The sequence below is a fragment of the Pseudomonas sp. PS02288 genome (assembly GCF_029959715.1).
In the GTDB taxonomy this organism is placed as follows: Bacteria; Pseudomonadota; Gammaproteobacteria; order Pseudomonadales; family Pseudomonadaceae; genus Pseudomonas_O; species Pseudomonas_O kuykendallii.
Window position 1 is genome coordinate 22,137 of sequence record NZ_JASCPA010000009.1, and the last position, 25,862, is coordinate 47,998.

Below are 25,862 nucleotides of genomic sequence, written 5' to 3' on the forward strand. Positions count from 1 at the left end.
GACTTGTCAAGCGGGGCCGGTTCCAGGGCCCGCCAATACCGGGATACGCCATGCAAGATGCAAACCGTGGGGTCGTCGTCGATTTCCACTTCGAGGGCCGCCGCTACTCTGCCCGTGCCGGCCAGAGCGTCGCCGCGGCACTCTTCGCCGAAGGCGTGCGCGGCCTGCGCGAAAGCCCGCGTGAGCAGCAGCCGCGCGGCATGTTCTGCCTGATGGGCTCGTGCCAGGAGTGCCTGGTGATGGTCGACGGCCGCCGTGTGCTGGCCTGCCAGACCGAAGTCAGCGAAGGCCTTTCGGTGAGCCGTGTGGCCGAGGTCGGCCTGCATGACTGACTACGACCTCATCGTGCTCGGCGCCGGTCCGGCCGGCGTCAATGCCGCGCTGGCGGCGTCCGCCGCGGGGCTGCGCGTCGCCCTGTTCGACGAAAATCGCGCGGCGGGCGGGCAGGTCTATCGCGCGCCGGCGTTCGCCGGGATGACCGATGACAGTGCCGAGCGCCAGGCCGGCGACGCCTTGCGCGAGGCCCTGGCGCAGAGCCGGGTGAGCGCCTTCCTCGGCCACCAGGTGTGGGCGGTGACCGCCGACTTCCAGGTCGACGCGGTCGGCCCGCAGGGTTCGCTGAGCTGCACGTCGCGGGCGTTGATTGTCGCTTCTGGAACCACCGAACGCGTCGTCCCGTTCGAGGGCTGGACCACGCCGGGGGTGATCGGGCTGGCCGCTGCCACCATCCTGCTCAAGTCGCAGAAAGTCCTGCCCGGCAAGACCACCCTGGTGGCCGGCTGCGGGCCACTGCTGGCGGCGGTCGCGGCCGGCACGCTGAAGGCCGGTGGCGAACTGCGCGGGATCGTCGACGTGGCCGGTTTCGGCGACTGGCTGCGCGCGCTGCCGGCGATGCTGGCGCGCCCGGACATCCTGCGCCAGGGCCTGGCCTGGGCCTGGGCGATTCGCCGTTCGCGAACTTCCCTGTACGCGCGGCATACGCTGGTGCGGGTCACTCCCGAGGGCGAGCGCCTGCGCGCCGAGCTGGCGCCCTGCGACCGCGCCGGGCGTGCCTTGCCCGGCGAGCGCAAGCAGGTGCTGGTGGATTGCGTGGCGGTCGGTCACGGACTCACGCCGTCCACCGAGATCACCCGCCTGCTGCATGCCCGGCACCGTTATTCGCGCAAGGCCGGCGGCTGGGTCGCGATCACCGACGATTGCGGGCGGACTTCCCGCGAGCGTCTCTATGTCGTCGGCGACGCCGCGGGCATCGCCGGTGCCGCGGCCGCTGCGGAACACGGCACGCTGGCGGGTCTCGCCTGTGCAGGCGAGCTGGGCGCGGCGGCCGGGTCGCTCGACCCGGCGCTGGGCCAGGCACGGCAGCGCCACGCCCGCGCCGCACAATTCGGTCATGCGATGGCGCGCCTGATGGCGCTGCGCGAAGGCCATGTGCAAGGCATCGCGGCCGACACCATAGTCTGCCGCTGCGAAGACGTCACTCGTGGCGAAATCGACGCCGCCTGCGACGCCGGCGCGCGTGACGTCAACCAGCTCAAGGCCTGGACGCGCTGCGGCATGGGCCCTTGCCAGGGCCGCACCTGCGGCGACGTCGCCGCCGAGCTGCTGGCGACCCGGCTGGACGTGCCGCGTGAGGCCGTCGGCATCTTCTCCGCGCGCACGCCGTTGCGGCCGATGAGCGTCGGCGCGCTGACCGGCGCGTTCGTCTACGCCGACATTCCGATCCCCAAGGCGGCGCCGCTGTGATGACTTCCTCCAACATTTCCCAGGGCTTCGACGTCTGCGTGGTCGGCGGCGGCGTGATGGGCTGCACCACCGCGCTGTTCCTCGCCCGCGCCGGCATGCGCGTGGTGCTGGTGGAGCGCAATGCGCTGTGCCGCAGCGCGTCCGGAGTGAATGCCGGAACCCTGACCCTGCACATGACCCGCGCCGCGCTGGTGCCCTACGCAATCCAGGCGTGGAGCATGTGGATGCAAGCCGAAACCTGGCTCGGCCAGGGCGTGCTGGCCACCGCCGCGCCCGGGCTGTCGCTGGCCTTCACCGACAACGAACGGGAGATTCTTGCCGCCCGCGCCGCGGCCCGCCGCGAATACGGCGCGCAGATCGACCTGCTCGACCCGGCCGCCGCCTGCGCCATCGAGCCCGGGCTCAACCCGGCCGTGCTCGAAGCCGCGCACTGCACCACCGACGGTTTCGCCAGTGCCTACCTGACCGGCCGCGCCTACCACGCCGCGCTCAGCGCGGCCGGCGTGCGCATCGTCGAGCAGACTCCGGTGACGCGCGTCGAGCGGCTCGCCGGCGGCTACCGCGTGCACGGCCTGGACGGCGCCGTGAGCTTCGACGCCACGCGCCTGGTGCTCGCCGGCGGCGTCTGGCTGGAGCCACTGCTGGCGCTGCTCGACGTACACATTCCGGTGAAGACCCTGATCAACCAGCTGATCGTCACCGAGCGCATGCCGCCGGTGATGCGCACGGTGCTGAGCATCGCCAGCGGGCTGCTCTCGATGAAGCAGTTCGCCAACGGCAGCGTGCTCATCGGCGGCGGCTGGCAGGGCCTCGGCGACCGCGAGCGCGGCGGCGTGGAGACCATTCCGGCGAACCTGATCGGCAACCTGCGCCTGGCCCAGCACGTCATCCCGGCGCTCGCCGATGCCCGCGTGGCGCGCATCTGGCTGGGCCTGGAATCGGAAACCGCCGACGCCATGCCGATGCTCGGCGCGCTGCCCGGCCTCGACGAGGCCTACGTCATCGGCTGCGTGCATTCCGGCTACACCAGCGGCCCGTACATGGGCAAGTTGCTGGCCCAGCGCATCCTCGGCGAGACGCCGGAAATGCCCCTTTTCGATCCGGCCCGGCTGCTCGCAACGCCGGCCGCCCCCGCACAGACCCACTGAGACGATGCGCATGAGCCCACTCCAGCCACATCCCTTCCACGGCATCTACGCGGCCACGCTGTGCCCGATGGACAACGACGGGCGCCTGCTCGACGAAGACAGCCTGGCGCGGCACATGGGCGAGATCGCCCAGGTCGACGGCATTCGCGGGCTTCTGATCAACGGTCACGCCGGGGAGAACTTCGCCCTCTCGCGCAAGGACAAGCGCCGCGTGGTGGAGATCGCCCGCGCGGTCTGCCCGGCCGACTCGATCATCGTCGCCGGGGTCAATTCCGAGGACAGCTACGACGCCCAGGCCCAGGCCGACGATGCCAAACAGGCTGGCGCCGATTCGATCCTGCTGTTCCCGCCGTACTCCTGGACGCTGTCCACCGACCTCGCCACGGTGGTCAATCACCACCGCATCGCCAATGCCAACGCACAGTTGCCGCTGATGCTCTACCAGGCCGGCGTGGGCACCGGCGGCATGGCCTACACCGCGCAGATCCTCGCCGCGCTGGTGGCGCTGCCGGAGGTGGTGGCGGTGAAGGAGGGCAGCTGGGAAACCGCCGCCTACGACGCCAACCGCCGGCTGGTGAAGGAGGTCGCGCCGCACGTGGCGGTGATGGCCTCGGGTGACGAGCACCTGTTCACCTGTTTCGCCCTCGGCACCGAAGGCAGCCTGGTCAGCCTCGCGGCCGTGGTTCCCGAACTGGTCGTCGCGCTCTACCGCGCGGTGGCGGCGAAGGACCTCGGCGAGGCGCAGCGCCTGCACGAACACGTCTATCCGCTGGCCAAGGCGATCTACGGCACCGCGCCCGGCACCCACGCCAACGCGCGTCTCAAGGCCTGCCTGCACATGCTCGGGCGCTTCCCCAGCGCGGCCATGCGCCCGCCGGTGCCGCTGATCGACAGCCTCCAGTACCAGCGCCTGCAGGCCGCCCTCGAGCATGCCCGCGCCTTCGCCAACAACGCCCAAGCAGACCGGAGTGAAGCATGTCTCTGACCCTTATCCGTGGTGGCCGCATCGTCACCGCCGTCGACGACTACGTCGCCGACATCCTGGTGGACGGCGAGCAGATCGTCGCCATCGGCCGCCAGTTGCCGGCCAGCAGCGACACGCGGGTGATCGACGCGGCCGGCATGCTGGTGTTTCCCGGCGGCGTGGATTGCCACACGCACATGGAGAACACCTTCGGCCCCTCGGTGACCGCCGACAACTTCGCCTCGGGCACGCGTTCCGCGGCCCACGGCGGCACCACCACGATCATCGATTTCGCCCTGCAGATTCCCGGCACCAGCCCGCTGCAGGCGATCGAGCGCGCGCAGTCCAAGGCCGCCTCCACCGCCAGCATCGACTACGGCTTCCACGTCATCGTCACCCAGGTCGACGAGCAGGTACTGGCCGACATGCGCCACGCCATCCGTCACGAGGGCGTTTCCAGCTTCAAGATGTTCATGGCCTATCCGGGCACCGTGATGTCCGACGACGCGGCGATCTTCCAGGCCATGCGCATGGTCGGCCAGCACGGCGGGATGATCGCCCTGCACGCGGAGAACGGCACCGTGGTCGACCTGTTGATCCGCGAGGCGCTGGCCCAGGGACACACGTCGCCGCGCCACCACGCGCTGACCCGTCCGGCGATCCTCGAAGGCGAGGCGACCCATCGCGGCATCAAGCTTGCCGAACTGGCCGAGGCGCCGGTGTACTTCGTTCACCTGTCGGCCAAGGAGGCGCTCAAGCACGTCGTCGAGGCCCGCGACCTGGGCATCCCGGTGTTCGCCGAGACCTGCCCGCACTACCTGTTCTTCGACGACTCGGCCTACGCCGCGAGCGACGCCGAGGACACCTACGAACACGCGCGCTTCGTCATGAGCCCGCCGCTGCGCTCGAAGGATTCGCAGAACGCGCTGTGGACCGCGCTGAAGACCGACGACCTGCAACTGGTCTCCACCGACCACTGTCCTTACTGCCTGAAGGAAGGGCACCTGGGCAAGGTCAACCAGAAGCCGCTGGGCCGCGACGATTTCTCCAGGATTCCCAACGGCGTGCCGGGCGTCGAGACGCGCATGACCGTGGTCTACGACGGCGGCGTGCGCAATGGACGGATCTCGCTCAATCGCTTCGTCGAGCTGATGTCCACCGCGCCGGCCAAGCTCTTCGGGCTGTTCCCGCGCAAGGGCACCATCGCCGTCGGCAGCGACGCCGACATCGTCATCTTCGACCCCAACGAGGCGCACACCATCAGCGCCGCCACCCAGCACAGCGACTGCGACTTCACCCTGTTCGAGGGCCACCACGTACACGGCAAGGTGAAGAAGGTGCTGCTGCGCGGCGAGCTGCTGGTCGACGACGGCCAGTGGGTCGGCAAGACCGGCCAGGGCCGCTACGTGCCGCGCGGCGAACTGGGCAAATACTGGTAAGGGGGAGGCCGCGATGCCGATCTACGAGTACCGCTGCGAACACTGCGGCCTCTTCGAGGAACGTCGCGCGGTGGCCGACCGCGACGCCGAGGCGCGCTGTGTGCACTGTCAGGGGCCGGCCACGCGCCAGGTGAACTTCCTGCCGACCCTGCTCACCAACCGCTCCGAACGCACCGAGCGCCTGCCGCCGCCCGCCCGGCACCCGTCGGGATGTGGCTGCGGGGGGCATTGAGGGGCCTGGTGCTCGCCTGGGAATGGCAATGAGTGGAATGCCGGATGCCTGCTGCGAGGCGAAAACCGCGCAGCGGGCTGACTGGTGCGTCCTGGATGGTTGAACTTCAGTCAGCCAGGTTTTGCTATCCGTCGTTAAAAATGAACACGATTGTTCAGTTTTGTGGTTTGATTGACGCCTGATCGAGTGTGGCTGAATGCCGCGCCGAAGGCTGAGAAAAATAACTCCAAGAAGGTCTTTTCGATGTTCATCGCCCGAAGTCGCGTGACGCCGTATCTGCTGGTGCTCTGCACCGCTCTCGCTTCGCTGGTCAATGTCTCGTATGCCGCCGAGGGCGGCGCCAAGCCGCCCAACGTCCTGATCATCGTCGCCGACGACATGGGCTACACGGACATCGGGGCCTTCGGCGGCAGCGACATCCATACGCCCAACATCGACCGCCTGGCGTCTTCGGGTGTGCGGCTGAGCAACTTCCACACGCTGCCCACCTGCGCCCCGGCGCGTTCCGTGCTTCTGACCGGCGTCGACAATCATGTCTCCGGCATCGGTTCCCAAGTGATTTCGGGCGACCAGGTCGGGCAGCCCGGCTACGAAGGGCATCTGAACGAACGGGTGGTGACACTCGCCGAGATTCTCGCCCAGCACGGCTACCGCACCTACCATGCGGGGAAATGGCACCTGGGCGACGAGCCACGCTATGGCCCTTCGCAGCGGGGCTTCCAGGAGTCCTTCGCGCTGATGCCTGGCGGCGCCAGCCATTACGCGGATGCCCGGCCGCTGCACCCCGCCGAGCCGACCCTCTACGTGCATGACGGCAAGGTGGTCGACACGCTGCCGGACGACTTCTATTCGACCCGCGACTACACGAACTGGCTGGTGCAATGGCTGGAGCGGGATCGGGGCAGCGACAAGCCGTTCTTCGCCTACCTGGCCTACACGGCGCCCCACGACCCATTGCAGGCCCCGGCCGACTACATCGCCAAGTACCGGGGCGTGTACGACGCCGGCTACGAGGCGTTGCGGCAGAAACGCTTCAGCCAGCTGCAGGCGCTCGGCTTGATCGACAAGGAGCAGACGCTGGCGGCCTGGCCCGACGTGATCGCGCGCTGGGATTCCCTCAGCGACGGCGAGCGGGCCAACAGCCGCAGGGACATGGAGGTCTATGCCGCGATGATCGACTTCATGGATGAACAGATCGGCCGGGTGCTGGATCTGCTCGAGCGGCAGGGCGAGCTGGGCAACACGCTGGTCCTGTTCATGAGCGACAACGGCGCCAACGGCGCGCCCTCCAAGGTGTACTCGACCCACACGCAGCGCTATCACGATACCTTCGACAATTCACTGCAGAACCGGGGCGCGAGAGGGTCGTTCATCTCCCAGGGCGCCGGCTGGGCAACGGCCAGCACCGCGGCGTTCAACCTGTTCAAGTTCTTCGTCTACGAAGGCGGCATCCGCACGCCCGCCATCGTCAAGCCCGTGGGTGAGCCTGGTACGGGGCAGATCATCTCGACCTTCACCCATATCCGCGATGTGGTGCCCACGGTACTGGCGCTGGTGGGGATCGAGCACCCGGCGCAGCGCAACCTGGCGCTGGCCGCTCCCGAAGGCCGCTCATGGCTGCCGCTGCTGCGTGGCCGGCCAGACGAGATGCAGCCGCTGAAGGACGTGGGCTACGAAGTGCATGGTTCGCGCGCCTACATCGACGGCGACTGGAAGGCGGTGCTGACGCCGATGCCGCTTGGCTCGGGGATGTGGCAGTTGTTCGATCTTCGCACCGATCCGGGCGAAACCCGCGATCTCGCGGGGCAATACCCCGAGCGGCTGGAGGCATTGCGGAAAGACCAGGCGGCCTATGAGCAGGCCCATGGCGTCATCTACAGCCCGCCGGGTGGCATTGGCGTGGCCATCGTCCTGTTCAAGGGGCTGGTGCTGTTCGCGTTCGTCCTGGTGGCCGGGCAATCGCTCGTCGCCCTCAAAGGCCGGAGGAGTGGCAGGGCGAACCTGATGGCGTCTGGCTTTTACGTCCTGAGCAAGCTCGTGCTGCTCGGGCTGGTCTTCACGGCCTGGCGTAATCCGGCGCTGCTGGCCTTGATGTGCATGAGCGTGCCGGACATGGCGATAGCATTCCGCAGCCCGCGACGGGGCTGGCGCCTCGGCCTGGCGCTGGTGTTGCTGCTGGTGTTGACGGTGCTGTGGCTCATGGGAACCGACCTGGGACTGAAGATGTTCCTGCGCGAGTACGCCTGACCGATGGGGCAAGGGCGCCGTTCCACGGGAAGCGCGGCTTGATTTTTTCTGAACATGAATGTCCAATTCCGCTTCGATTTCAGACAGAAGCCAACACCTATGACTGCTGCACAACGTCGTATACACGAAGCCGCCATGCGCCTGTTCGCCGAGAGGGGCGCGGGCGAGATCAGCATCAGTGAGCTGGCCGAAGCGGCGGGTGTCGCGAGAGGGACGATCTACAAGCATCTGGACAGCGTTGAAGGGCTGTTCCGCAATGTCGCCTCCCAGCTCAGCGAAGAGATGGATCAGCGCGTGGCCCGCAGCTCGCCGGAAGATGTCGATCCGGCGCTGCGTCTGGCCAACGGCATTCGCTACTACATCCGCCGTGCCCACGAGGAGCCGAGCTGGGGCAAGTTCATCGTGCGCTACTCGGTGAGCTCGCAGTCGCTGCGTGGGATGTGGGCGGGCCAGCCGCTGGCGGACCTGGTGGCGGGGCTGGGCCAGAAGCGCTACGACGTCCGCCAGGAACAGTTGGTATCGGTGCTGGCAATGATCGGCGGTTCGGTGCTGACCGCGATCACCCTGGTGCAGGACGGCCACCGGACCTGGCGCGATGCCGGTAGCGACATCGCCGAGCTGGCCTTGCGCGCGCTCGGGCTTTCGAAGGACGAGGCCAAGCAGTTGGCGACCGTCGACCTGCCGCCGCTCGCTCCCGCCTGATGCTGTCCATACCCTGGACTGAATAGTGTATTAAAAGCAATAAATGAACACTTGTGTTCATTTATTGCCTGGTGTTTACTTCGGCAGTTCGCAAATGACTGCCGGTCAGAAAACATGCCCTTCTTCACCCGCACCTCGCTGCGCCTGCTCGCCTGCTGCCTTTCCCTGATAGGCGCGGCTCACGCCGATGCTTCCTCGCCGCGTCCGCCCAACATCGTCCTGCTGGTGGCCGACGACATGGGGTATTCCGACATCGGCGCGTTCGGCTCGGAAATCGAAACGCCGGCCATCGATTCGCTCGCCTCCCAGGGCGTGCGCTTCAGCAACTTTCACGCGACGGCCGCCTGTGCACCGACTCGCGCCACATTGCTGACGGGCGTGGATCACCACCTCGCGGGTGTGGGCAACATGGTGGATACCACGCCGCTGTCACAGAAGCTGAGCCCCCGTTACCAGGGTGTGCTGGGCGAGCGGGTGGTGACCATCGCCCAGCTGTTGCGCGATGCCGGCTACCGAACTTCGGTGGCGGGCAAATGGCACCTGGGCGACACGCCGCAGAACCTGCCGCCGGCCCGCGGCTTCGACCGTTCCGTCATCCAGGCCGACAGCGGTTCGGACAACTTCGAGATGCGCCCTTATCTGCCAACGAAATCCCAGGCCGAATGGTTCGAGGATGGCCGGGAACTGAGCGCGTTGCCGGAGGACTTCTATTCGTCCCGCTTCTTCGTCGACAAGACCATCGATTACCTTCAACAGAACCGGCAGAGCGGCAAGCCGTTCTTCGCCTACGTGGCGTTCCAGGCCAACCACACGCCCGTCCAGGTGCCCAGGCCGTTCCGCGACCGCTATCAGGGCCGTTACGACCGGGGCTGGGAGGTGCTGCGCAACGAACGGCGCCAACGGGTGATCGAGCAGGGGCTGCTGCCGGAAGACAGCAAGGCCGGCGGCGGGGACTTCGCGTCCTGGGAAAGCCTGAGCGATCGGCAGCGCGCCTATGAGGCGCGCAAGATGGAGGTCTATGCCGGCATGGCGACGGCGATGGATCAGGAAATCGGCCGGCTCGTCGACTACCTCCAGCGCACCGGGCAGTTCGACAACACCCTTTTCGTTTTCCTATCTGACAACGGTGGTTCCGCCACCGATCCCACGACCAGTGCGCTGTTCCGGAAATGGCTGGACTGGACGTACGACCAGAGCTTCGAGCGCCTGGGTGAGAAGGGCACCTGGACGGCCATCGGCCCCCACTGGGCCAGCGTCGCCAATGCGCCCCTGGCGGGCTACAAGTTCATGGCGAGCGAGGGCGGTACCCGTGTGCCGATGATCATCAGCGGGCCCGGGCTGCATATCCGCCCGCAAACGACGCCGGCCTTCGTCCATATCGCGGACATCGCCCCCACGCTCCTCGAGATCGCGGGCGTCAAGCCGCCGGCCGGCAGCTACGCCGGTCGAGAGGTCGAGGCCATGCGCGGCGGCAGTCTGTTGCCTCTGGTGCGCGGGGAAAGCGCGTCGGTCCACGCCGCGGGCGAGGCGATTGGCTACGAGCTCGCCGGCAACTCGGCGGTGTTCCAGGGCGACTACAAGTTGCTGCGCAATCTGCCGCCCGCCGGCGACAACCAATGGCACCTCTACGACCTGAGCCGCGACCCGGGCGAGACGACGGATGTGCGCGAGCAACTGCCGGAGCTCTACGCCCGGTTGCAGGACGAGTACCGCCAGTACGCCGAACGGGTCGGCGTACTGCCCGTGCCGGAGGGCTACGACTACAAGCGCCAGGTCCAGATCAACTCGCTGGTGTTCTTCTATCTGCCCCGCCTGGCGTTGCTGCTGGGCGGGGTGCTGATCCTGGTGCTGGGCCTTCGCCGGTGGCGCAACCGCCGCCGACTCCGGGCACGGTGAGCGTCCGACTTCCGCGGCGGGGCTCGCGCCGCCTTTCGTTCCACCCGACCTGAAGACCTGAACCCCACGACCGCCTACGTCAGGAACAATAACAATGACAATCCAGCAGGGCCGTATCGACGTTCATCACCACATCATTCCCCCGGTCTATTCCGAGGCCATCTACCGCTACGGGCTCGAAGCGCACGCTGGCGCCCAACTGCCCCGGTGGTCCGCGCAGAAGTCGCTGGACGTCATGGATGTCAACGGCATCCAGTGGGGCATCACCTCGCTGACCACGCCCGGGGCACACCTGGGCGGCGGGGTCGGCCAGGCCGCTGCGCTGGCGCGTGCCTGCAATGAGTACGCGGCCGAACTCACCGCGCTCCACCCGGACCGTTACGGCAGCTTCGCCCTGTTGCCGCTGCCGTTCACCGAGGCCTCCTGCGCCGAGGCGGTCCATGCCCTGGACACGCTCGGCGCCGATGGGGTCGTGGTCTTCGGCAGTTCGGATGGCGTGTTCCTCGGTGATGCGCGCTTCGACGAACTGATGGCCGAGCTGAACGCGCGCGACGCGGTGGTCTTCGTCCACCCCAACCTGCACAAGACCAGTGAGGCGCTGGACATGCAGGCACCCGGGTTTCTCGTCGAATTCCTCTGCGACACCACCCGCGCGGCGGTGAACCTCATCTTCACCGGCACGCTGGAAAAGTACCCGCGGATACGCTGGATTCTGGCCCACGGCGGCGGTTTTCTGCCCTACGTCGCCTGGCGGCTGGAGCAACTGGCGGCGTTACAGGGCCGCCCGCAGGACGTACTGGCGGGTGTCAGGCGCTTTCACTTCGACACCGCCCTGTCGCCGTCGCGCTACTCCATGGCAGCCCTGAAGACGCTCGTCGATCCGTCGCGCATCCTGTTCGGCAGCGATTTCCCCTTCGCCCCGGCCCCGATCACCACCCTGCAATGCCAGACCCTGGAAGAGAATCCGCTGTGGTCGGCACAGGAGCTCTATGGCATCCATCGGGGGAACGCGTTGGATCTGTTTCCCCGCTGCCGCCAGGCAAACGAGCGGGCGGAGCCGGAGGCTCTCTATGTCGACGAGCCGTTCTCGAATCGGATCAAGCGGACGTTGTCCGGTCCCGTTGGCGCCATCGTCGAGCGCATGAGAAGTCGCTGAGACGACGGGGAGAAGAACGAATGAAGCGTCGAAACTTTGTGATCGGAACCGGGGTTCTCGCGGGCGCATCCTGCCTGGCCCTCGGCGGGCGGGGGCCGTCCAGCGATGAGGCGGCGAGGAGTGTTCAGTTGGCGACTCCAGTGGCGGCGAAGCGCGAGAGGGCGGGTGATCTCGTCGATGTGCATCACCAGGTGGTGCCTGCATTTCTCGAAGACTCATTGGCTACCGCAAGCCCGGGCGGGCGCCCGGTTCGATGGTCGGAAGCGGATTCCCTCGCGGCGATGGATCGGTGCGGCATCGCCACGGCGATCCTCTCGTTGCCCGCGCCCGGGGTATGGCGCGGAGAACCGCAGGCGGCCGCGCAACAGGCCCGCCGCGCGAACGAATTCGTCGCCGAGCTGGGCCAGCGTCATCCCGGGCGCTACGGAAGTTTCGCCGCGTTGCCGCTGCCGGCGACCGAGCAGGCCTGCGCCGAGGCGATACATGCCCTGGATACGCTGAAGTCGGATGGCGTGATGCTGCTCGCCAGCAATGACGGGCGCTTTCTCGGCGACCCCCGGTTCGATGAACTGATGGCCGAGCTGGACGCGCGCCAGGCCACGGTGTTCGTGCAGGCGAACCTGCATCCGGGCAGCCAGTCGCTGGCGCTGGAGGTGCCAGGCGTCATGCTCGAACTCGTCTGCGACATCACCCGGGCGGCGGTCAACCTGATCCTGGCCGGCACCCTGGAGCGCTACCCGCGTATCCGCTGGATTCTCGCCAATGGCGGCGGATTCCTGCCCTACGCCGCCTGGCGGGTCTCGCTGGCCAACGCCCTGCCGGAGTTCCAGGACAAGGTTCCGCTGGGCGTCATGACCTACCTGCGGCGCTTCTATTTCGACACCACGCTCGCCGCGGGCGCTCCGTCGATGGCCGTGCTCAGGGAACTCGTCGCGCCGTCGCAGGTGCTGTTCGGCAGCGGCCTTCCCATGCTCGCGCACGCCTCCGTGCAGCGCGAACTCCAGGCGCTGGCGACTTCCCCGTTGTGGTCGCAGGCCGACTACTCGGCCATCGCCCGCGGCAATTCATTGCGGCTGTTTTCGCGCTATGCGCGCGCCGACGAGACGGTCGTTGCCGCCCCCGTGCACGCCTCGGAAAACACCCTGCAATGGCTGCGGCGCACCGCCATCAAACCCCTTTCGGCCGCCGCGCAGCGGCTCAAGGATTGACCCGCATGAGCCTGCTTTTCGAACCGCTACGCCTGCCCAATGGCGTGGAGATCGCCAACCGGATCGCCAAGGCGGCGATGGAAGAGAACCTCGCCGATGCCGACCACGCGCCCAGCGAGCGCCTGATTCGCCTGTATCGTACCTGGGCCGAGGGCGGAGCCGGATTGATCATCACCGGCAACGTGATGGTGGATCGGCGCGCGCTGACCGGACCCTGCGGCGTCGTCCTGGAAGACGATCGCCACCTGGATCGCTTTCGCCGCTGGGCCGACGCCTGTCGCAGCAACGGCGCCCAGGCCTGGATGCAGATCAATCATCCCGGCCGCCAACTGATGGCGGCTCTGGGGCAAGTCGCCGTCGCACCCTCGGAGGTGGCGCTCGACATGCCCGGCCTGGACAAGCTGTTCGCCAGGCCGCGGGCGCTCGAAGAGGGCGAAATCGACGCGCTGATCCAGCGTTACGTGCGCGCCGCCGAACTGGCCGAGCAGGCCGGGTTCAGCGGGGTGCAGATTCATGCCGCCCACGGCTACCTGTTCAGCCAGTTCCTCTCGCCGCTCTCCAATCGCCGCACGGATCGCTGGGGCGGCAGCCTGGAGAATCGCGCGCGAATCCTGCTGCGCACCGTCGAGGCCGTGCGCGCGAAGGTCCGGCCGTCGTTCTGCGTAGCGGTCAAGCTCAACTCCGCGGATTTTCAGAAGGGTGGTTTCGACACCGGGGACGCCGTTCAGGTGGTGGGCATGCTCGAGGGCATGGGCGTCGATCTGGTCGAGCTGTCCGGCGGCAGCTACGAAAGCCCGGCCATGCAGGGGCGGACGCGGGACGGCGCTTCCCTGGCGCGCGAGGCCTACTTCCTGGAGTTCGCCGAGCGGATCGCCGCGAAGGCGACGATGCCGCTGATGGTGACCGGCGGCATTCGCCGCCGCGAAGTGGCGCAGCGGGTGCTGTCCGGGCAGGTCTCGATGGTGGGCATGGCCACCGCGCTGGCCATCGAGCCGGCCCTGCCGAACCGCTGGCGGCAGGGCGGCGAGCATGACGTGGCGCCACTCACCGTATCCTGGAAGAACAAGGCATTCGCGTCCGCTGCCATTCAGGCCATCGTCAAGAAACAGCTGGTGCTGCTCGCCAGCGGACGGCCCACCCACCCCGGTGCCTCGCCCTTGCTGGCGCTGCTGGGCAGCCAGTTGAAGGCCCGCTGGCAGTCGAGCCGCTACCGCAAATGGATCGCCAGCGCTGATTGAGGCGGGCCAACCCCGCTGATGCCGGCGGTGCGGACGCCGGGACCGCGTCCCGGCATCCACCGGCGGCTCAGGACCCGAGCAGGCGCAGGCTTTCCTGCACCAGTTGCCGGGCCTTCGCCGGGTCGCCTTCGTGCATCACGATGCGATCCGGTCGAACCACCGCCAGCGAGCCCGCGGGCGCGCTGGTCAGCAGCGTCTGGCCGATGTCCTCGACGAACGGCGTCGTGTCGCGGCGCTTCTGGCCGTGCAGGCCGACCTGAAGGTAGCTTCCACCGTGCCTTTCCCACTGTTGGCAAAGCTCCGCTGTCAGGCTGGCGCGGGGATCGATACCCAATCCCACCAGTACCAGGTTGTCGCCCAATACCGCGTCGCTGAGGACGATCGAGCCGTTTTCCTGGCGTACCAGCCCCTGGGGGAACAGCCCGCCACGGCGCAGGCGGCGACCGCGGCCGGCAGGCATGAACAGCCCGCGCTTGAAGATGTTCTTCGGCTTGATGTCCAGCTCCTCGAAGTGGCGGCGCAGGGGCGGGATCAGGTGCGTCAGGCGCATCAGGCCGTGCACCAGCATCGCGGTGGGCGCGTTGCCCGGCATCACCATGCGTCCCATCAGCTTGGCGAGGGCGATCATTTCCCGGGCGTGGGGGCGGCGCTCCTGGTCGTAGCTGTCGAGGATGCCCGGCGCGGCGCGCCCCTTGAGTACCCATGCCAGCTTCCAGGCCAGGTTGGCCGCGTCGCGCAGGCCGGCGACCAGCCCCTGGCCGACGAAGGGCGGCGTGATGTGTGCGGCATCGCCGACCAGGAACACCCGCCCGTTCTGGAAGCGTTCGCAGCACCGCGCGTGGAAGCGATAGACCGCTTTGCGCTCGATCTCCAGCTGATCCGGCTTGACCCATTTTTCCAGCAGCTTGGCGATGTGCTCCGCATCTTCCATCTGCTCGCGCGTTTCCCCGCCCTTGAGCATGAACTCCCAGCGTTCCCGGCCCCCTGGCGCGGGCATGTGGGGCGTCGGCCGGCGATGGTCACAGAGGAATTCGACATGGTCGATCGCCGCCTGCTCCCGGCCGCGGGCATCGACGATCAGCCAGTCCTCGGCGTAGCTGCGACCGCGAAAGTCCTGGCCGATCAGGCTGCGGGCCTTCGAGCTGGCGCCGTCGGCACCGACCAGGTAGCGCGCCCTGATGCGCCGGGTGCTGCCATCCTCGGCGCGCAGTTCGGCGTCCACGCCTTCCGCGTCCTGGGTCAGATTCAGCAGCTCGAAACCGCCCAGGCTGGTCACGCTGTCGAGGTGCCGGCACTGGTCGCGCAAGGTGCGCTCCAGATCCGGCTGGTAGAAGGTCACCAGCTTGGGGTGGCCGTCGAGGCTGCCACGGGTGTTGGCCCGGCCGAACTGGCCGACGATCGGGCAATGCATGCGCACTTCCGGAATCACGATTTTCTCGAAGGCGCCTTCCTCGAGGCCTGCGAGCTGCAGGATCCGCAGCGCTTCGTTGTCCAGGGCGATGGCGCGCGGTAGCAGCAGCACGTCATGCACCTTGTCGACTACCAGTGTGTTGATGCCGTGCCGCCCGAGCAAGGCCACGAGCGAAGCGCCGACCGGGCCGTTGCCGATGACGAGGACATCGACCGAATCGGGAAGGAGGTGAGGGAGTGGAAGGTTCATGCCGGTCCTTGTTGTGGGTAGCCCGCGGCGGGGCCCTGGTTGTTGTTATCTGGCGGACGACTGTCGCATCAAAAATGAACACTAGTGTTCACTTGAGTGATTATGCTGCAAATCAATAAAAAGAAAATACTCGTTGACCATATTTGAACATTACTGTTCAATTGATGCGTCGAGAGTTCCTTGCGGGTGTCGATCGGCAGGCATGTCGTGCGACGTGTAAGCCGGAGGAGGGTGAGGTCCGGCGCCTCGCCGAGGCCTTGCGTGGGGTGAGTAGCGGCGTCACCTGAAAACAGCTGTGGAGAACAACAATAATGAAACAGGACATCGATTCACTCCGCCTGCTGACCCAGCAGCCCGCCCGCCATCCCTCGCCAACGGTGAAGGCGCGGGCCCTGGGCTACCTGATCTTCGCCCGTCCCGACCTGGATCTCGCCGAGCGCTTCCTGCTCGATTTCGGCTTGCAAACGGCGCATCGAGAGGCGGACCGGCTCTACCTGCGAGGCACCGGGACGGTGCCTTACTGCTACCGGATAGAACGTGCGGCGCAGGCGAGCTTCCTGGGCTTCGCGCTGGAACTGGCGTCGTACGACGATCTTGAAACGCTGGCGCGACTGCCCGGCGCTTCGGCCATCGAGCCGCTGGAAGGGCCGGGTGGCGGGCGCCGGGTTCGCCTGACCGACCCGTCCGGATTCCTCGTCGAAGCGGTCCATGGCCGCCAGCCCTGCGAGCCCGCCGCGCGCCGCCCGGCGTTGCCCCTGAACCTGGTGGACGAATCCCCGCGTATCAATGCGACGCAGCGGCCGCCGATCGCGCCTCCCGAAGTGGTCAAGCTCGGCCACGTGGTGCTCGAACTCGCTGACTTCCAGGCCACCTGCGCCTGGTACACCCGCCACTTCGGCTTCATTCCCAGCGATATCCAGGTGCTCGAGGACGGCTATCCGGTGGTGGCGTTCATGCGCCTCGACCTGGGTGACGAGCCCGCCGACCACCACACCCTGGCGCTCGCCCAGGGCTTCATGGCGGCGTACAGCCATAGCGCGTTCGAAGTGGTGGACGCCGATGCGGTGGGCGTCGGGCAACGCATCCTGCGCGAGCGCGGCTGGAAGCATGCCTGGGGCATCGGCCGGCACATCCTCGGCAGCCAGATCTTCGATTACTGGCAAGACCCCTGGGGACAGAAGCACGAGCACTACTGCGACGGCGACCTCTTCACCGCGGACCAACCCGTGGGGTTGCACGCGGTCAGTGCCGAGGCGATGTCGCAGTGGGGCCAGCGGATGCCGAAGAGCTTCACCAAGCCGGCGATGAACCTGAGGAATCTCCGGACGCTGGTGCGCAACCTTCGCTCCAGCCCGGACCTGACCCTGCGCAAACTCATGGCCTTGAAACGGCTATTCGGCTGAGCGCGCCCATGCGTCCTCTCAGCCGTCGAGGCCTGCTCAGGGCGGCTGCCGTCCTGGGAAGCCTGAGCCCGCTGTCGCTGCACGCGACCATGGCAACACCCCATTCGAAAACTGCCGCCTGCTCGCGGCGCCTCGCTGTGCCAGGAGTTACATCGATGTCCGTCAACGTAGTCCGCTTCGAGTATCAGAACGAGAATCGCTGGGGGGTGGTGCGCCAGGGGCGCATCGTGCCGATTTCCGGGCGTTATGAAACCACGGGCGAGCTGATCCGCCAGGTTTCGCGCGAACAGCTCGCCCGCCTGGAGGGCGACGCGCTGGAGATGAGCCAGGTACGGCTGCTGTCGCCGGTGACGCGCAACCAGCAGTTCGTCTGCCAGGGCGCGAACTACCGGCAGCACATGATCGAGTCGGGCATGGACCCGGATGCCAAGCACTACAACATGATCTTCACCAAGGCCTCGAGCTGCATCGTCGCGGCCGACAGCGACCTGGTGAAGCCACGGCAGGTTCGCTTCCTCGATTACGAAATCGAGCTGGGGCTCGTCCTCGCCCGCGATATCACCGGCCCGGTGAAGGTCGATGCGCACAACCTGCACGAGTTCGTGGCCGGGCTGGTCATCGTCAACGACTATTCCGCGCGCGATATCCAGATTCCGCAGATGCAGTTCTACAAGGGCAAGAGCTTCCGCACGTTCGGCCCGGTCGGCCCGCACCTGTGCCTGCTCGACGCGACGGACATGCGATACCTCCAGCAACTGCAGCTGCGCCTGACGGTGAATGATCGCCCGCGGCAGTCCGATAGCACCGCGAATCTGGTGCATGGGCCGGCCGAGACGCTGAGTGAACTCTCCGCCGTGCATGACTTCAGCGTGGGCGACCTGATCGCCACCGGCACGCCCTCCGGCTGCGCGCTCGCCATTCCGTCGCCCGCCAAGCAACGTCTGGCCGCCGCGCTGCTGCCCGAGGCGGTGAAGTGGAAGGCGTTCCTCAAGGCCCAGGAGGCGCGCAGTGATTTCTACCTGAAGAACGGCGACGTGGTGCAGGCCACGATTCGCAGCGCGGACGGCGTGATCGACCTCGGCACCCAGCGCAACGTCGTGGTGGGAGAGGTCTGATGGCCGTCAAAACCCTGGCCGATATCGAGTCGCTGGAGCGGGTTCCCCTCGCTGAACGACAGCTGCCGCCCAGCACCTACGCGGCCTTGCAGCGTTGCGCGCTGGCCAACGGTTCGGCACCGGCGCTCAGCTTCATCCTCGATGCCAAGGCTTACCAGCGTACCCACGACTGGACCTACGCCGAGCTGTTCGCCGACATCACCCGCGCGGCGAACGCGTTTCACCAGTTGGGTATCGGGCCTCGGGATGTCGTCGCGTTTCTGTTGCCTAACTTGCCGGAAACCCACTTCACCATCTGGGGCGGCGAAGCCGCCGGCATCGTCCTGGCCATCAACCCGTTGCTTGAAGCGGCTCAGATCGCCGAGTTGCTGCGCGCGGCCGATGCGAAGGTGGTGGTGACGCTGGCCCCGACGCCCGGAGCGGATCTCTGGCAAAAGCTCTCCAGCCAGCTGCCCGCCCTGCCGTGTGTCGAACAGGTCGTCTGGGTCGGCATGCAATCCTACGTGGGGGTCGTTCCCGGAGGGGTCCTGCGCTGGATGGCGCTGCGTGAGCGACATCGCCATCCGGGCGTGCGGATTCACGACCTGCGCACGCTGATGCGCAAGCAGCCCGGCGATTACCTGAAGAGCGGCCGGCAGATTCGCGCGGATGAGCCGTCGTCCTATTTCTGTACGGGAGGTACCACCGGCCTGCCGAAGATCGCCGTGCGGACCCACGGTTCGGAAGTCTTCAACGCCTGGGCCATGGCCACCAACCTGCAGCCCAGGGCCAGTGGCCAGGTGATCTTCTGCGGCCTGCCGCTGTTCCATGTGAACGGCCAGCTGGTGACCGGACTGATGCCCTGGACCCACGGCGACCGGGTCGTCATCGGCACGCCGCAGGGATACCGGGGCGAGGGCGTCATCGGCAACTTCTGGGCGCTGGTCGAGCATTTTCGCGTCAACTTCTTCTCCGGCGTTCCCACGGTCTATTCGGCGCTTCTCCAGCAGCCGGTCGAAGGCCGCGACCTGTCCAGCCTGCAGTACGCCCTGTGCGGCGCGGCACCGATGCCGGTGGAGCTGTTCCGCGAGTTCGAGGCGCTGGTCGGCGTACGGATTCTGGAGGGCTACGGCCTGACCGAGGCCGCGTGCGTGTCGTCGGTGAATCCGGCGGACGGCGAGCGCCGCGTGGGCTCCATCGGCTTGCGGCTGCCGTACCAGCGGATGCGCGCGGTGATCCTCGACGAGGAGGGTCAGTACCAGTGCGACGCCGAGGTCGACGAAGTGGGCGTCATCGTCATCCAGGGGCCGAACGTGTTCGCCGGTTACCTGGAGGCCGTGCACAACAAGGGCGTCTGGCTCGCCATCGGCGGGCAGACCTGGCTGAACACCGGCGACCTCGGCCGGCAGGACGCGCAGGGTTACTTCTGGCTGACCGGGCGGAAGAAGGAACTGATCATCCGCGGTGGCCACAACATCGATCCGAAGCAGATCGAGGAGGCGTTGCAGGCTCATCCGGCGGTGGCCCTTTCGGCGGCCGTGGGCTGCCCGGACGCCCATGCGGGTGAGGTGCCGGTGGCCTACGTGCAGCTGAACCCGGGGATGCACTGCACTCGCGAGGAACTCATCGCGTTCGCCGCCAGGACCATCAGCGAGCGCGCCGCGCTGCCCAAGCGCATCGAGATTCTCGAGGCCCTGCCGGTAACCCCGGTCGGGAAGATCTTCAAACCCGCCCTGCAGCAGCGAGAAATCACCTGGGTGATCCAGCAGGAGTCCGAGCTGGCCGGTATTTCCGGGGTGTCGATCGACATGCAGCAGGACAGCCGCCGGGGGCTCGTCGCCCATATCCGTGCGGGAGACTTTCGGCCGCGGCTGGAGGAGCGGCTTGGAAAATTCACCTTCCCCATCGAATGGGTTCAGTGAGTTCCAGCGTTCGATGGAGGTGTTGCCTGGGGAGATGCCCTGAAGCCTGACCCGTAGTGACCACTTGCTTGCCAAGAGATAATAACAATGATCAAAAAATGTTCCGTTCGCTTACCGATAGTCCTGGGCATGTACGCCTTCGTGCCCAGCCATGCGCCCGCGGCGACCTTCCAGATGGGCGATATCGAAGGCCAGTTCGATTCCACGCTTTCCGTGGGCGCAAGCTGGTCGGTCCAGTCTCCCGACAAGGACCTGTGGGGCAGCAGTGGGGATGACGGACGTCGAAATTTCGACTCCGGCGAGACCTTCTCGAAGGTGTTCAAGGGCATTCACGACCTGGAACTCAAGTATCGCGACAGCGGCCTGTTCGTGCGGGGACGCTACTGGTACGACTTCGAGTTGAAGGACGAAAGCCGTCCCTTCAAGGACATCGACGACAGCGGTCGCGAGCCATTGGCCAAGGCTTCGGGTGCGCAGTTTCTCGACGCGTTCCTCTACCACAACTACACGTTGATGGACGACTTGTCCGGCACCGTCCGCCTCGGCAAGCAGGTCGTCAACTGGGGCGAAAGCACCTTCATCCGGGGCGGCATCAACTCGATGAACGTCATCGATGTGTCCGCCCTCCGCCAACCCGGTTCCGAGGTCAAGGAAGGCCTGATTCCCGTCAACATGCTGTACGTGTCGCAGACCCTGACCGAAGAGCTCAGCGTGGACATGTTCTACCAGTTGGGTTGGGAAAAGTCCGTGATGGAGAACTGCGGTACGTTCTTTTCCCAGAACGACTTCGTCGCGGATGGCTGTGGCGGCGCCACGGTCGGGCCCAAGCTCGATCAGAACGCACTGGCGCAGCAAGCGCTCGCGCCCTTCGGCGTCAATCTGACCAGCGAGGGTGTCGAGATCAAGCGGGCGGCGAACAACGAGCCCCGCGACGACGGTCAGTGGGGCGTCGCGTTCCGCTGGTTTTCGGCCAGGCTCGATACCGAGTTCGGCGCCTACGCCGCCAACTATCACAGCCGCCAGGCCTACGTCAGTTCCATTTCCAGCCCCAACCTGACCAACCTGGCGTTCGCCCCGCAGCTCTGCTCCAACCTGGGCATCCCGGCGCCGGGTTGCGCCGGCTTTCTCTCGAGTGCGTCCGGGCAGCAGCTGGTGGCGGCGTATCGTCTGGGGACTTCCCAGTATTACGTCGATTTCCCCGAGGACATCCGCCTCTACGGGCTGAGCTTCAGCACCATGCTGCAGACCGGCACGACCCTTTCGGGAGAAGTCAGCTACCGGCCCAACCTGCCGCTGCAGATCAATTCCCCGGACATGACGACCGCCGCCGTGGGCAACCCCGCCCTCACGCCGGTCTATTCGTCGGGTGCGTACCCGCTGCTCGATGGCGGGCGCAGCAACGGCTATCAGCGCAAGGAAGTCGCCCAGGCGCAGGTCACCGCGCTGCACCTGTTCGAGAACGTCATGGGCGCGAGCCGGATGACGCTGGTGGGGGAAGTCGGGGTAACCCACGTCGGCGGGCTCGAAGGCCGGGGCGGCCTGCGCTACGGCCGGGCCTCGGTGTTCGGCCAGGGCGAACTCTATCCCGACAACAGCCTGTGCGGTGGCGAGTACTGCAACAACTCCGGCTTCGTCACGACGACCTCCTGGGGCTATCGCGTCCGGGCGGGGTGGGAGTACGACAACCTCGTCCCGGGCGTCCAGTTCCGTCCCAGCCTGGTCTGGTCCCATGACGTCGATGGCTACGGACCGGAGCCGGGTTTCAGCGAGGGCGCGAAGGCGGTCAGCGTGGGCCTGGATGCCACGTACCTGAGCACCTACAACGCCAGCCTCTCCTATACCAACTACTTCGGCGGCACGTACAACATGAACGCCGATCGTGACTTCGTCGCCCTTAGCTTTGGCGTGACCTTCTGAGGATTTCCCATGAAACGTTCTTTCACCACCCTCTCGGGTATGGCCATGGCGCTGGTCGCGCTGAATCTGCATGCCGCGGTGTCCGCGGAGCAGGCCGCGAAGCTGGGGGACAGCCTCACCCCGATGGGCGCCGAGCGCCCGGCGAACCACGACGGAAGCATTCCGGCCTGGACGGGCGGCCTCAAGGCCGACGCCGGGAGCGTGGATGGCTCCGGGCATCTCACCGATCCGTTCGCAGCGGAGTCTCCGCTGTTCACCATCACCGCGGAAAACGTCGAGAAGTATCGGGACAAGCTGAGCGAGGGGCAGCTGGCGATGTTCAAGCGCTACCCGAGCTCCTTCAAGATGAAGGTCTACACCACCCACCGCACCGCCGGCATTCCGGATTCGGTCGGCCGGGAAATCAGGCAGAACGCCACCACCGCCAGCCTGGTGGAGGGGGGCAACGGCCTGAAGGGATTCTCGACGGCGATTCCGTTCCCCATCCCGCAGAACGGCCTCGAAGTGATCTGGAACCACATCGGGCGCTACCGCGGCGGCAGCATTCGCGGAACGATCATGCAGACGGCGCCGCAAGCTGACGGGCAGTACGTTCCGATCACGCTGACGCAGTGGTTCACCTACCGCGACCACGTGAAGGAATACGACCCGGCCGATCCCGGCAACATCCTGTTCTACTTCATGCAGACCATCACCTCTCCGGCGCGCCTGTCCGGCAACGTGCTGCTGGTGCACGAAACGCTCGACCAGGTGAAGGAGCCGCGCAAGGCGTGGATCTACACCGCCGGTCAGCGTCGGGTGCGCCGGGCGCCCCAGGTGGCCTACGACGGCCCGTCGCCGGGCTCCGAGGGCCAGAATGTGGCGGACAACGTCGACATGTACAACGGCTCGCCGGATCGCTACGACTGGAAACTCCTGGGCAAGCAGGAGCTGTACATTCCTTACAACGCGTACACCCTGCAGTTGCCGTCGTTGAAGTACAGCGAGATCGTCAAGCCCGGTCATATCAACTCGGACCTGACCCGTTACGAACTGCATCGCGTGTGGGTCGTCGAGGCCACGTTGAAAGAGGGGCAGCGACACATCTACGCCAAGCGCAAGTTCTATGTCGACGAGGACAGCTGGCAGATCTCGATTGCGGACCTCTACGACAATAGGGGCGCGCTGTGGCGAGTCGGCGAGGGTTTTACGATCCAGATGTACGACAAACAGATTCCCTGGCTGAGCGTTTCGACGCTGTATGACCTGCAGAATGGCCGCTACATCGTCTCCGGCCTGCGTAACGAAGAGCGTTCGAAGGTCGATTTCGGCTCGGTGGTGTCGTCTTCGGAGTACACGCCGTCCGCCTTGCGCAAAGTCGGTATCCGCTAGGAACGCGAACCGCCGGCGCTATCGGTTGGATGCCTTTGCCGCCTTCGGGCGGCCTTTTTTTGGCGAAGATGATCCCGCTACGTAGTAGCGCGGGTGGCACGGCCCGACTACCGTTTGCGCGCCGGGACTTCCCGGGCGGCCCGTTGCCCGGGAAACCGGGTGCAGCCATCGAAGCCGAGTTCGGAACATGAGGACGGGAATGCGAGACGCCTGGATAAGCGGCCTGCCGCGGATGCGCTGCATCGGCTTGATGCTGCTGATGATCGCCTGCGCCTGCGCGGGGATCGCCCAGGGCGCCGGCCAGCCTCCCGCACTCGCGACGGCGCGTGAAGGTTACGCGGACGCCGGCAGCTGCCTGGGCTGTCACTCGGCGCAGGCGAACGCGTGGAAGGATTCGGACCACGCCTGGGCGATGCGCGATGCGACGCCGGACAACGTGCTGGGTAGGTTCGATGGAACGCTGTTCGAGGACGCGGGCGTCAAGGCCCGCTTTTTTCGCAAGGGCCAGGACTTCTTCGTCAACCTCGAGGGAGAAGACGGCCAGCCGGCGGACGTCCCCATCCGCTACACCTTCGGTCACTACCCGTTGCAGCAATACCTGGTGGGCTTTCCCCGCGGCCGCCTGCAGGCGCTGACCCTCGCCTGGGACAGCCGCCCGCGAGAGGAGGGCGGACAGCGCTGGTTCTCCCTCTACCCCGGGCAGCGCTTCGCTCCCGACGATCCCTTGCACTGGACCGGTCGCTACCAGAACTGGAATGCCATGTGCGCCGACTGTCATTCGACCCGGCTACTCAAGGGCTACGATGACCGGGACGACAGCTTCGCCACCACCTGGCAGGAGAAGAATGTTGGTTGCCAGGGCTGTCACGGACCTGGTCAGGCACATGTGGACTGGGCTCGTGGCAAGGTCAGTTCCGAGGCGCCGCGCGCCGCTGGCGAAGGCAACGGACTGCAGGTGGACCTGCGCTCGATGAACAACCGGCAGCAGGTCGAGCAGTGCGCGTTCTGCCACAGCCGGCGGCAGACGCTGGGCGTCGGGCAGCTACCCGGCCACCCGCAACTGGATCAGAGCCTGCCGGCGATCCTGAGCGAAGACATGTACCACGCCGATGGGCAGATCAAGGGCGAAGTCTACGAGTTCGGTTCCTTCACCCAGAGCCGGATGTACGCCGCCGGCGTGGCCTGCACCGACTGTCACGATGCCCACACCACCAAGCTGCGGATGCAGGGCAACGGGCTCTGCCTGCAGTGCCACAACACCCAGCCTCCGCTGGACCGGTTCCCGGCGCTCAAGGCCCGGGATTACGACAGCGAATCCCACCACCGGCACCTGGCCGGCACGGCGGGCGCGCAGTGCGTCAACTGCCACATGCCGCAAACGACCTATATGCAGGTCGATCCGCGCCGCGATCATTCGATACGGATTCCGCGTCCCGATGCCGCCCCCGACACGGCCAGCCCCGATGCCTGTACGCGCTGCCATCAGGACAAGTCGCCCGCCTGGGCCGCCGAAGCCATCGAGGGCTGGTTTGGCCCGCGCCCTCGGCCCGCCGGATTCGCGGCGGCATTCCAGGCCTCACGCCGCGGGGAGGGCAGCGCGCTGGGGCCGCTCGTTCAGGTGATCGACGACAAGAGCAACCCGGCCATCGTCCGCGCAACCGGCGTCGAGCGGCTCGCCGCGCTCGGGCCTGTCGCCGTTCCCGAGCTGAGCAGGGCCGTTCGGGACGAAAGCGCACTGGTTCGGGCCTATGCCGCTTCGGGTTTCATCGGCATGCCGGCGCAGGAGCGTGTGAAGCCGCTGCTGCCACTGATCGAGGACCCCGCATTGGCGGTGCGTGATCAGGCCGTGCGCGCGCTGGCGGACGTCCCGATCGAACGGATACCCGAAGCCCGGCGCGACCGGTTCAGCGCCGCACTGGCGGACTACGAGCGTCGCTTGCGGAGCAACGCCGACCTCCCCGGCGGGCGCTTCGAGCTGGCGGAGCTACTGGCCCGTCAGGGCAACGCCGACGTGGCGATGGAGGAATACCGCCGCGCCTTGACGCTGGACCCTTACTTTTCCCCGGCCCGGATCAACCTGGTGACCCTGGCGAACAGCCTCGGCCATCCGGACCAGGCCGAGCGACTGCTGCGCGAAGGTGTGGACCTCGGGAAGATGCCGACCACCGACCAGGGCAATCTCGCCTACATGCTTGCCTTGCTGCTGGTGGAAAACGGCCAGGAAGCCGAAGCGCTGGTCTGGATGGATAAGGCCCTGGCCGCGATCCCCGGCTCTTCGCGCATCCGCTACAACGACGGGCTGCTGCTGGCCCGCCTGCAGCGCCACGATGAGGCGGTGAAGGTGCTGCGGGACGGCCTGGAGATTTCCCCGGACGACCCCGACCTGCTCTATGCGCTGATCTACCTGCACACGAAGCAGGGCGAGAGGGCCGAGGCTCAGGCGTACCTCGGCAGGATGCGCCGGGTGGCTCCTGGCGATCCCCGGCTGCAAGCGTTGGAGCGCTACGGGCGATGAATCCCGC

General features: G+C 66.8%; 19 protein-coding genes. 18 read left to right on the plus strand and 1 reads right to left on the minus strand.

What is annotated here, in order from left to right; all coding sequences use genetic code 11:
* Positions 1-50: 50 nt before the first annotated feature.
* From QMX85_RS05905 to QMX85_RS05960, 12 genes are all read left to right on the plus strand, one after another.
* Positions 51-332 (plus strand): (2Fe-2S)-binding protein, encoded by a 282-nt coding sequence (locus tag QMX85_RS05905; protein WP_090223703.1) that lies wholly within the window; start codon positions 51-53, stop codon positions 330-332.
* Positions 325-1,743, plus strand: coding sequence for an NAD(P)/FAD-dependent oxidoreductase (locus tag QMX85_RS05910; RefSeq protein ID WP_282339232.1), 1,419 nt, complete (start codon positions 325-327; stop codon positions 1,741-1,743). The genes QMX85_RS05905 and QMX85_RS05910 overlap by 8 nt, the downstream gene beginning before the upstream one ends.
* On the plus strand, positions 1,743-2,891 hold the full coding sequence (locus QMX85_RS05915; RefSeq protein WP_282339233.1) for an FAD-dependent oxidoreductase: 1,149 nt from the start codon (positions 1,743-1,745) through the stop codon (positions 2,889-2,891). Before QMX85_RS05910 ends, QMX85_RS05915 begins: the two co-directional genes overlap by 1 nt.
* 10 nt (positions 2,892-2,901) lie before the next feature.
* Positions 2,902-3,876, plus strand: a complete 975-nt coding sequence (locus QMX85_RS05920; RefSeq protein ID WP_282339234.1) for a dihydrodipicolinate synthase family protein — start codon at positions 2,902-2,904, stop codon at positions 3,874-3,876.
* Entirely contained in the window at positions 3,867-5,294 is a 1,428-nt protein-coding gene (hydA, locus tag QMX85_RS05925) for a dihydropyrimidinase (protein ID WP_282339235.1), read from the plus strand. The genes QMX85_RS05920 and hydA overlap by 10 nt, the downstream gene beginning before the upstream one ends.
* 13 nt (positions 5,295-5,307) lie before the next feature.
* Positions 5,308-5,526, plus strand: a complete 219-nt coding sequence (locus tag QMX85_RS05930; protein WP_282339236.1) for a zinc ribbon domain-containing protein — start codon at positions 5,308-5,310, stop codon at positions 5,524-5,526.
* A 243-nt stretch (positions 5,527-5,769) separates the two neighbouring features.
* Positions 5,770-7,773, plus strand: coding sequence for an arylsulfatase (locus QMX85_RS05935; RefSeq protein ID WP_282339237.1), 2,004 nt, complete (start codon positions 5,770-5,772; stop codon positions 7,771-7,773).
* A 99-nt stretch (positions 7,774-7,872) separates the two neighbouring features.
* Positions 7,873-8,475, plus strand: a complete 603-nt coding sequence (locus QMX85_RS05940) for a TetR/AcrR family transcriptional regulator (protein ID WP_282339238.1) — start codon at positions 7,873-7,875, stop codon at positions 8,473-8,475.
* 114 nt (positions 8,476-8,589) lie between these two features.
* The gene (locus tag QMX85_RS05945) at positions 8,590-10,371 is read left to right on the plus strand and encodes an arylsulfatase (RefSeq protein WP_282339239.1); all 1,782 of its coding nucleotides are present in this window, start codon (positions 8,590-8,592) and stop codon (positions 10,369-10,371) included.
* Positions 10,372-10,465: 94 nt separating this feature from the next.
* A complete protein-coding gene (locus QMX85_RS05950; protein ID WP_090223690.1) occupies positions 10,466-11,527 on the plus strand; it encodes an amidohydrolase family protein in 1,062 nt (353 codons plus the stop codon).
* Between the two features lie 128 nt (positions 11,528-11,655).
* The gene (locus QMX85_RS05955; RefSeq protein WP_282339240.1) at positions 11,656-12,735 is read left to right on the plus strand and encodes an amidohydrolase family protein; all 1,080 of its coding nucleotides are present in this window, start codon (positions 11,656-11,658) and stop codon (positions 12,733-12,735) included.
* Positions 12,736-12,740: 5 nt separating this feature from the next.
* Positions 12,741-13,973 (plus strand): NADH:flavin oxidoreductase/NADH oxidase family protein, encoded by a 1,233-nt coding sequence (locus QMX85_RS05960; protein WP_282339241.1) that lies wholly within the window; start codon positions 12,741-12,743, stop codon positions 13,971-13,973.
* A 67-nt stretch (positions 13,974-14,040) separates the two neighbouring features.
* On the opposite strand, the gene QMX85_RS05965 is transcribed toward QMX85_RS05960, so the two are convergent.
* Entirely contained in the window at positions 14,041-15,633 is a 1,593-nt protein-coding gene (locus QMX85_RS05965) for a bifunctional 3-(3-hydroxy-phenyl)propionate/3-hydroxycinnamic acid hydroxylase (protein WP_282339242.1), read from the minus strand.
* Positions 15,634-15,944: 311 nt separating this feature from the next.
* On the opposite strand from QMX85_RS05965, the gene QMX85_RS05970 reads away from it, so the two are divergent.
* The 6 genes from QMX85_RS05970 (at position 15,945) to QMX85_RS05995 (ending at position 25,855) form a co-directional block, all read left to right on the plus strand.
* Positions 15,945-17,036 (plus strand): VOC family protein, encoded by a 1,092-nt coding sequence (locus QMX85_RS05970; protein WP_282339243.1) that lies wholly within the window; start codon positions 15,945-15,947, stop codon positions 17,034-17,036.
* 155 nt (positions 17,037-17,191) lie between these two features.
* Positions 17,192-18,151, plus strand: coding sequence for a fumarylacetoacetate hydrolase family protein (locus QMX85_RS05975; RefSeq protein WP_282339244.1), 960 nt, complete (start codon positions 17,192-17,194; stop codon positions 18,149-18,151).
* Positions 18,151-20,052, plus strand: a complete 1,902-nt coding sequence (locus QMX85_RS05980) for an acyl-CoA synthetase (protein ID WP_282339245.1) — start codon at positions 18,151-18,153, stop codon at positions 20,050-20,052. The genes QMX85_RS05975 and QMX85_RS05980 overlap by 1 nt, the downstream gene beginning before the upstream one ends.
* A 129-nt stretch (positions 20,053-20,181) precedes the next feature.
* On the plus strand, positions 20,182-21,969 hold the full coding sequence (locus QMX85_RS05985; RefSeq protein WP_245728112.1) for a DUF1302 domain-containing protein: 1,788 nt from the start codon (positions 20,182-20,184) through the stop codon (positions 21,967-21,969).
* 9 nt (positions 21,970-21,978) lie between these two features.
* Positions 21,979-23,340, plus strand: coding sequence for a DUF1329 domain-containing protein (locus tag QMX85_RS05990; RefSeq protein ID WP_090223677.1), 1,362 nt, complete (start codon positions 21,979-21,981; stop codon positions 23,338-23,340).
* A 199-nt stretch (positions 23,341-23,539) separates the two neighbouring features.
* On the plus strand, positions 23,540-25,855 hold the full coding sequence (locus tag QMX85_RS05995; RefSeq protein ID WP_282339246.1) for an ammonia-forming cytochrome c nitrite reductase subunit c552: 2,316 nt from the start codon (positions 23,540-23,542) through the stop codon (positions 25,853-25,855).
* Positions 25,856-25,862: the final 7 nt, after the last annotated feature.

Bases quoted from the DNA above. Each gene is read 5' to 3' on its own strand.
- QMX85_RS05905 (WP_090223703.1), top strand. From the start codon at position 51: ATGCAAGATGCAAACCGTGGGGTCGTCGTCGATTTCCACTTCGAGGGC.
- QMX85_RS05910 (WP_282339232.1), top strand. From the start codon at position 325: ATGACTGACTACGACCTCATCGTGCTCGGCGCCGGTCCGGCCGGCGTC.
- QMX85_RS05915 (WP_282339233.1), top strand. From the start codon at position 1,743: ATGACTTCCTCCAACATTTCCCAGGGCTTCGACGTCTGCGTGGTCGGC.
- QMX85_RS05920 (WP_282339234.1), top strand. From the start codon at position 2,902: ATGAGCCCACTCCAGCCACATCCCTTCCACGGCATCTACGCGGCCACG.
- hydA (WP_282339235.1), top strand. From the start codon at position 3,867: ATGTCTCTGACCCTTATCCGTGGTGGCCGCATCGTCACCGCCGTCGAC.
- QMX85_RS05930 (WP_282339236.1), top strand. From the start codon at position 5,308: ATGCCGATCTACGAGTACCGCTGCGAACACTGCGGCCTCTTCGAGGAA.
- QMX85_RS05935 (WP_282339237.1), top strand. From the start codon at position 5,770: ATGTTCATCGCCCGAAGTCGCGTGACGCCGTATCTGCTGGTGCTCTGC.
- QMX85_RS05940 (WP_282339238.1), top strand. From the start codon at position 7,873: ATGACTGCTGCACAACGTCGTATACACGAAGCCGCCATGCGCCTGTTC.
- QMX85_RS05945 (WP_282339239.1), top strand. From the start codon at position 8,590: ATGCCCTTCTTCACCCGCACCTCGCTGCGCCTGCTCGCCTGCTGCCTT.
- QMX85_RS05950 (WP_090223690.1), top strand. From the start codon at position 10,466: ATGACAATCCAGCAGGGCCGTATCGACGTTCATCACCACATCATTCCC.
- QMX85_RS05960 (WP_282339241.1), top strand. From the start codon at position 12,741: ATGAGCCTGCTTTTCGAACCGCTACGCCTGCCCAATGGCGTGGAGATC.
- QMX85_RS05965 (WP_282339242.1), bottom strand. From the start codon at position 15,633: ATGAACCTTCCACTCCCTCACCTCCTTCCCGATTCGGTCGATGTCCTC.
- QMX85_RS05970 (WP_282339243.1), top strand. From the start codon at position 15,945: ATGAAACAGGACATCGATTCACTCCGCCTGCTGACCCAGCAGCCCGCC.
- QMX85_RS05975 (WP_282339244.1), top strand. From the start codon at position 17,192: ATGTCCGTCAACGTAGTCCGCTTCGAGTATCAGAACGAGAATCGCTGG.
- QMX85_RS05980 (WP_282339245.1), top strand. From the start codon at position 18,151: ATGGCCGTCAAAACCCTGGCCGATATCGAGTCGCTGGAGCGGGTTCCC.
- QMX85_RS05985 (WP_245728112.1), top strand. From the start codon at position 20,182: ATGTACGCCTTCGTGCCCAGCCATGCGCCCGCGGCGACCTTCCAGATG.
- QMX85_RS05990 (WP_090223677.1), top strand. From the start codon at position 21,979: ATGAAACGTTCTTTCACCACCCTCTCGGGTATGGCCATGGCGCTGGTC.
- QMX85_RS05995 (WP_282339246.1), top strand. From the start codon at position 23,540: ATGCGAGACGCCTGGATAAGCGGCCTGCCGCGGATGCGCTGCATCGGC.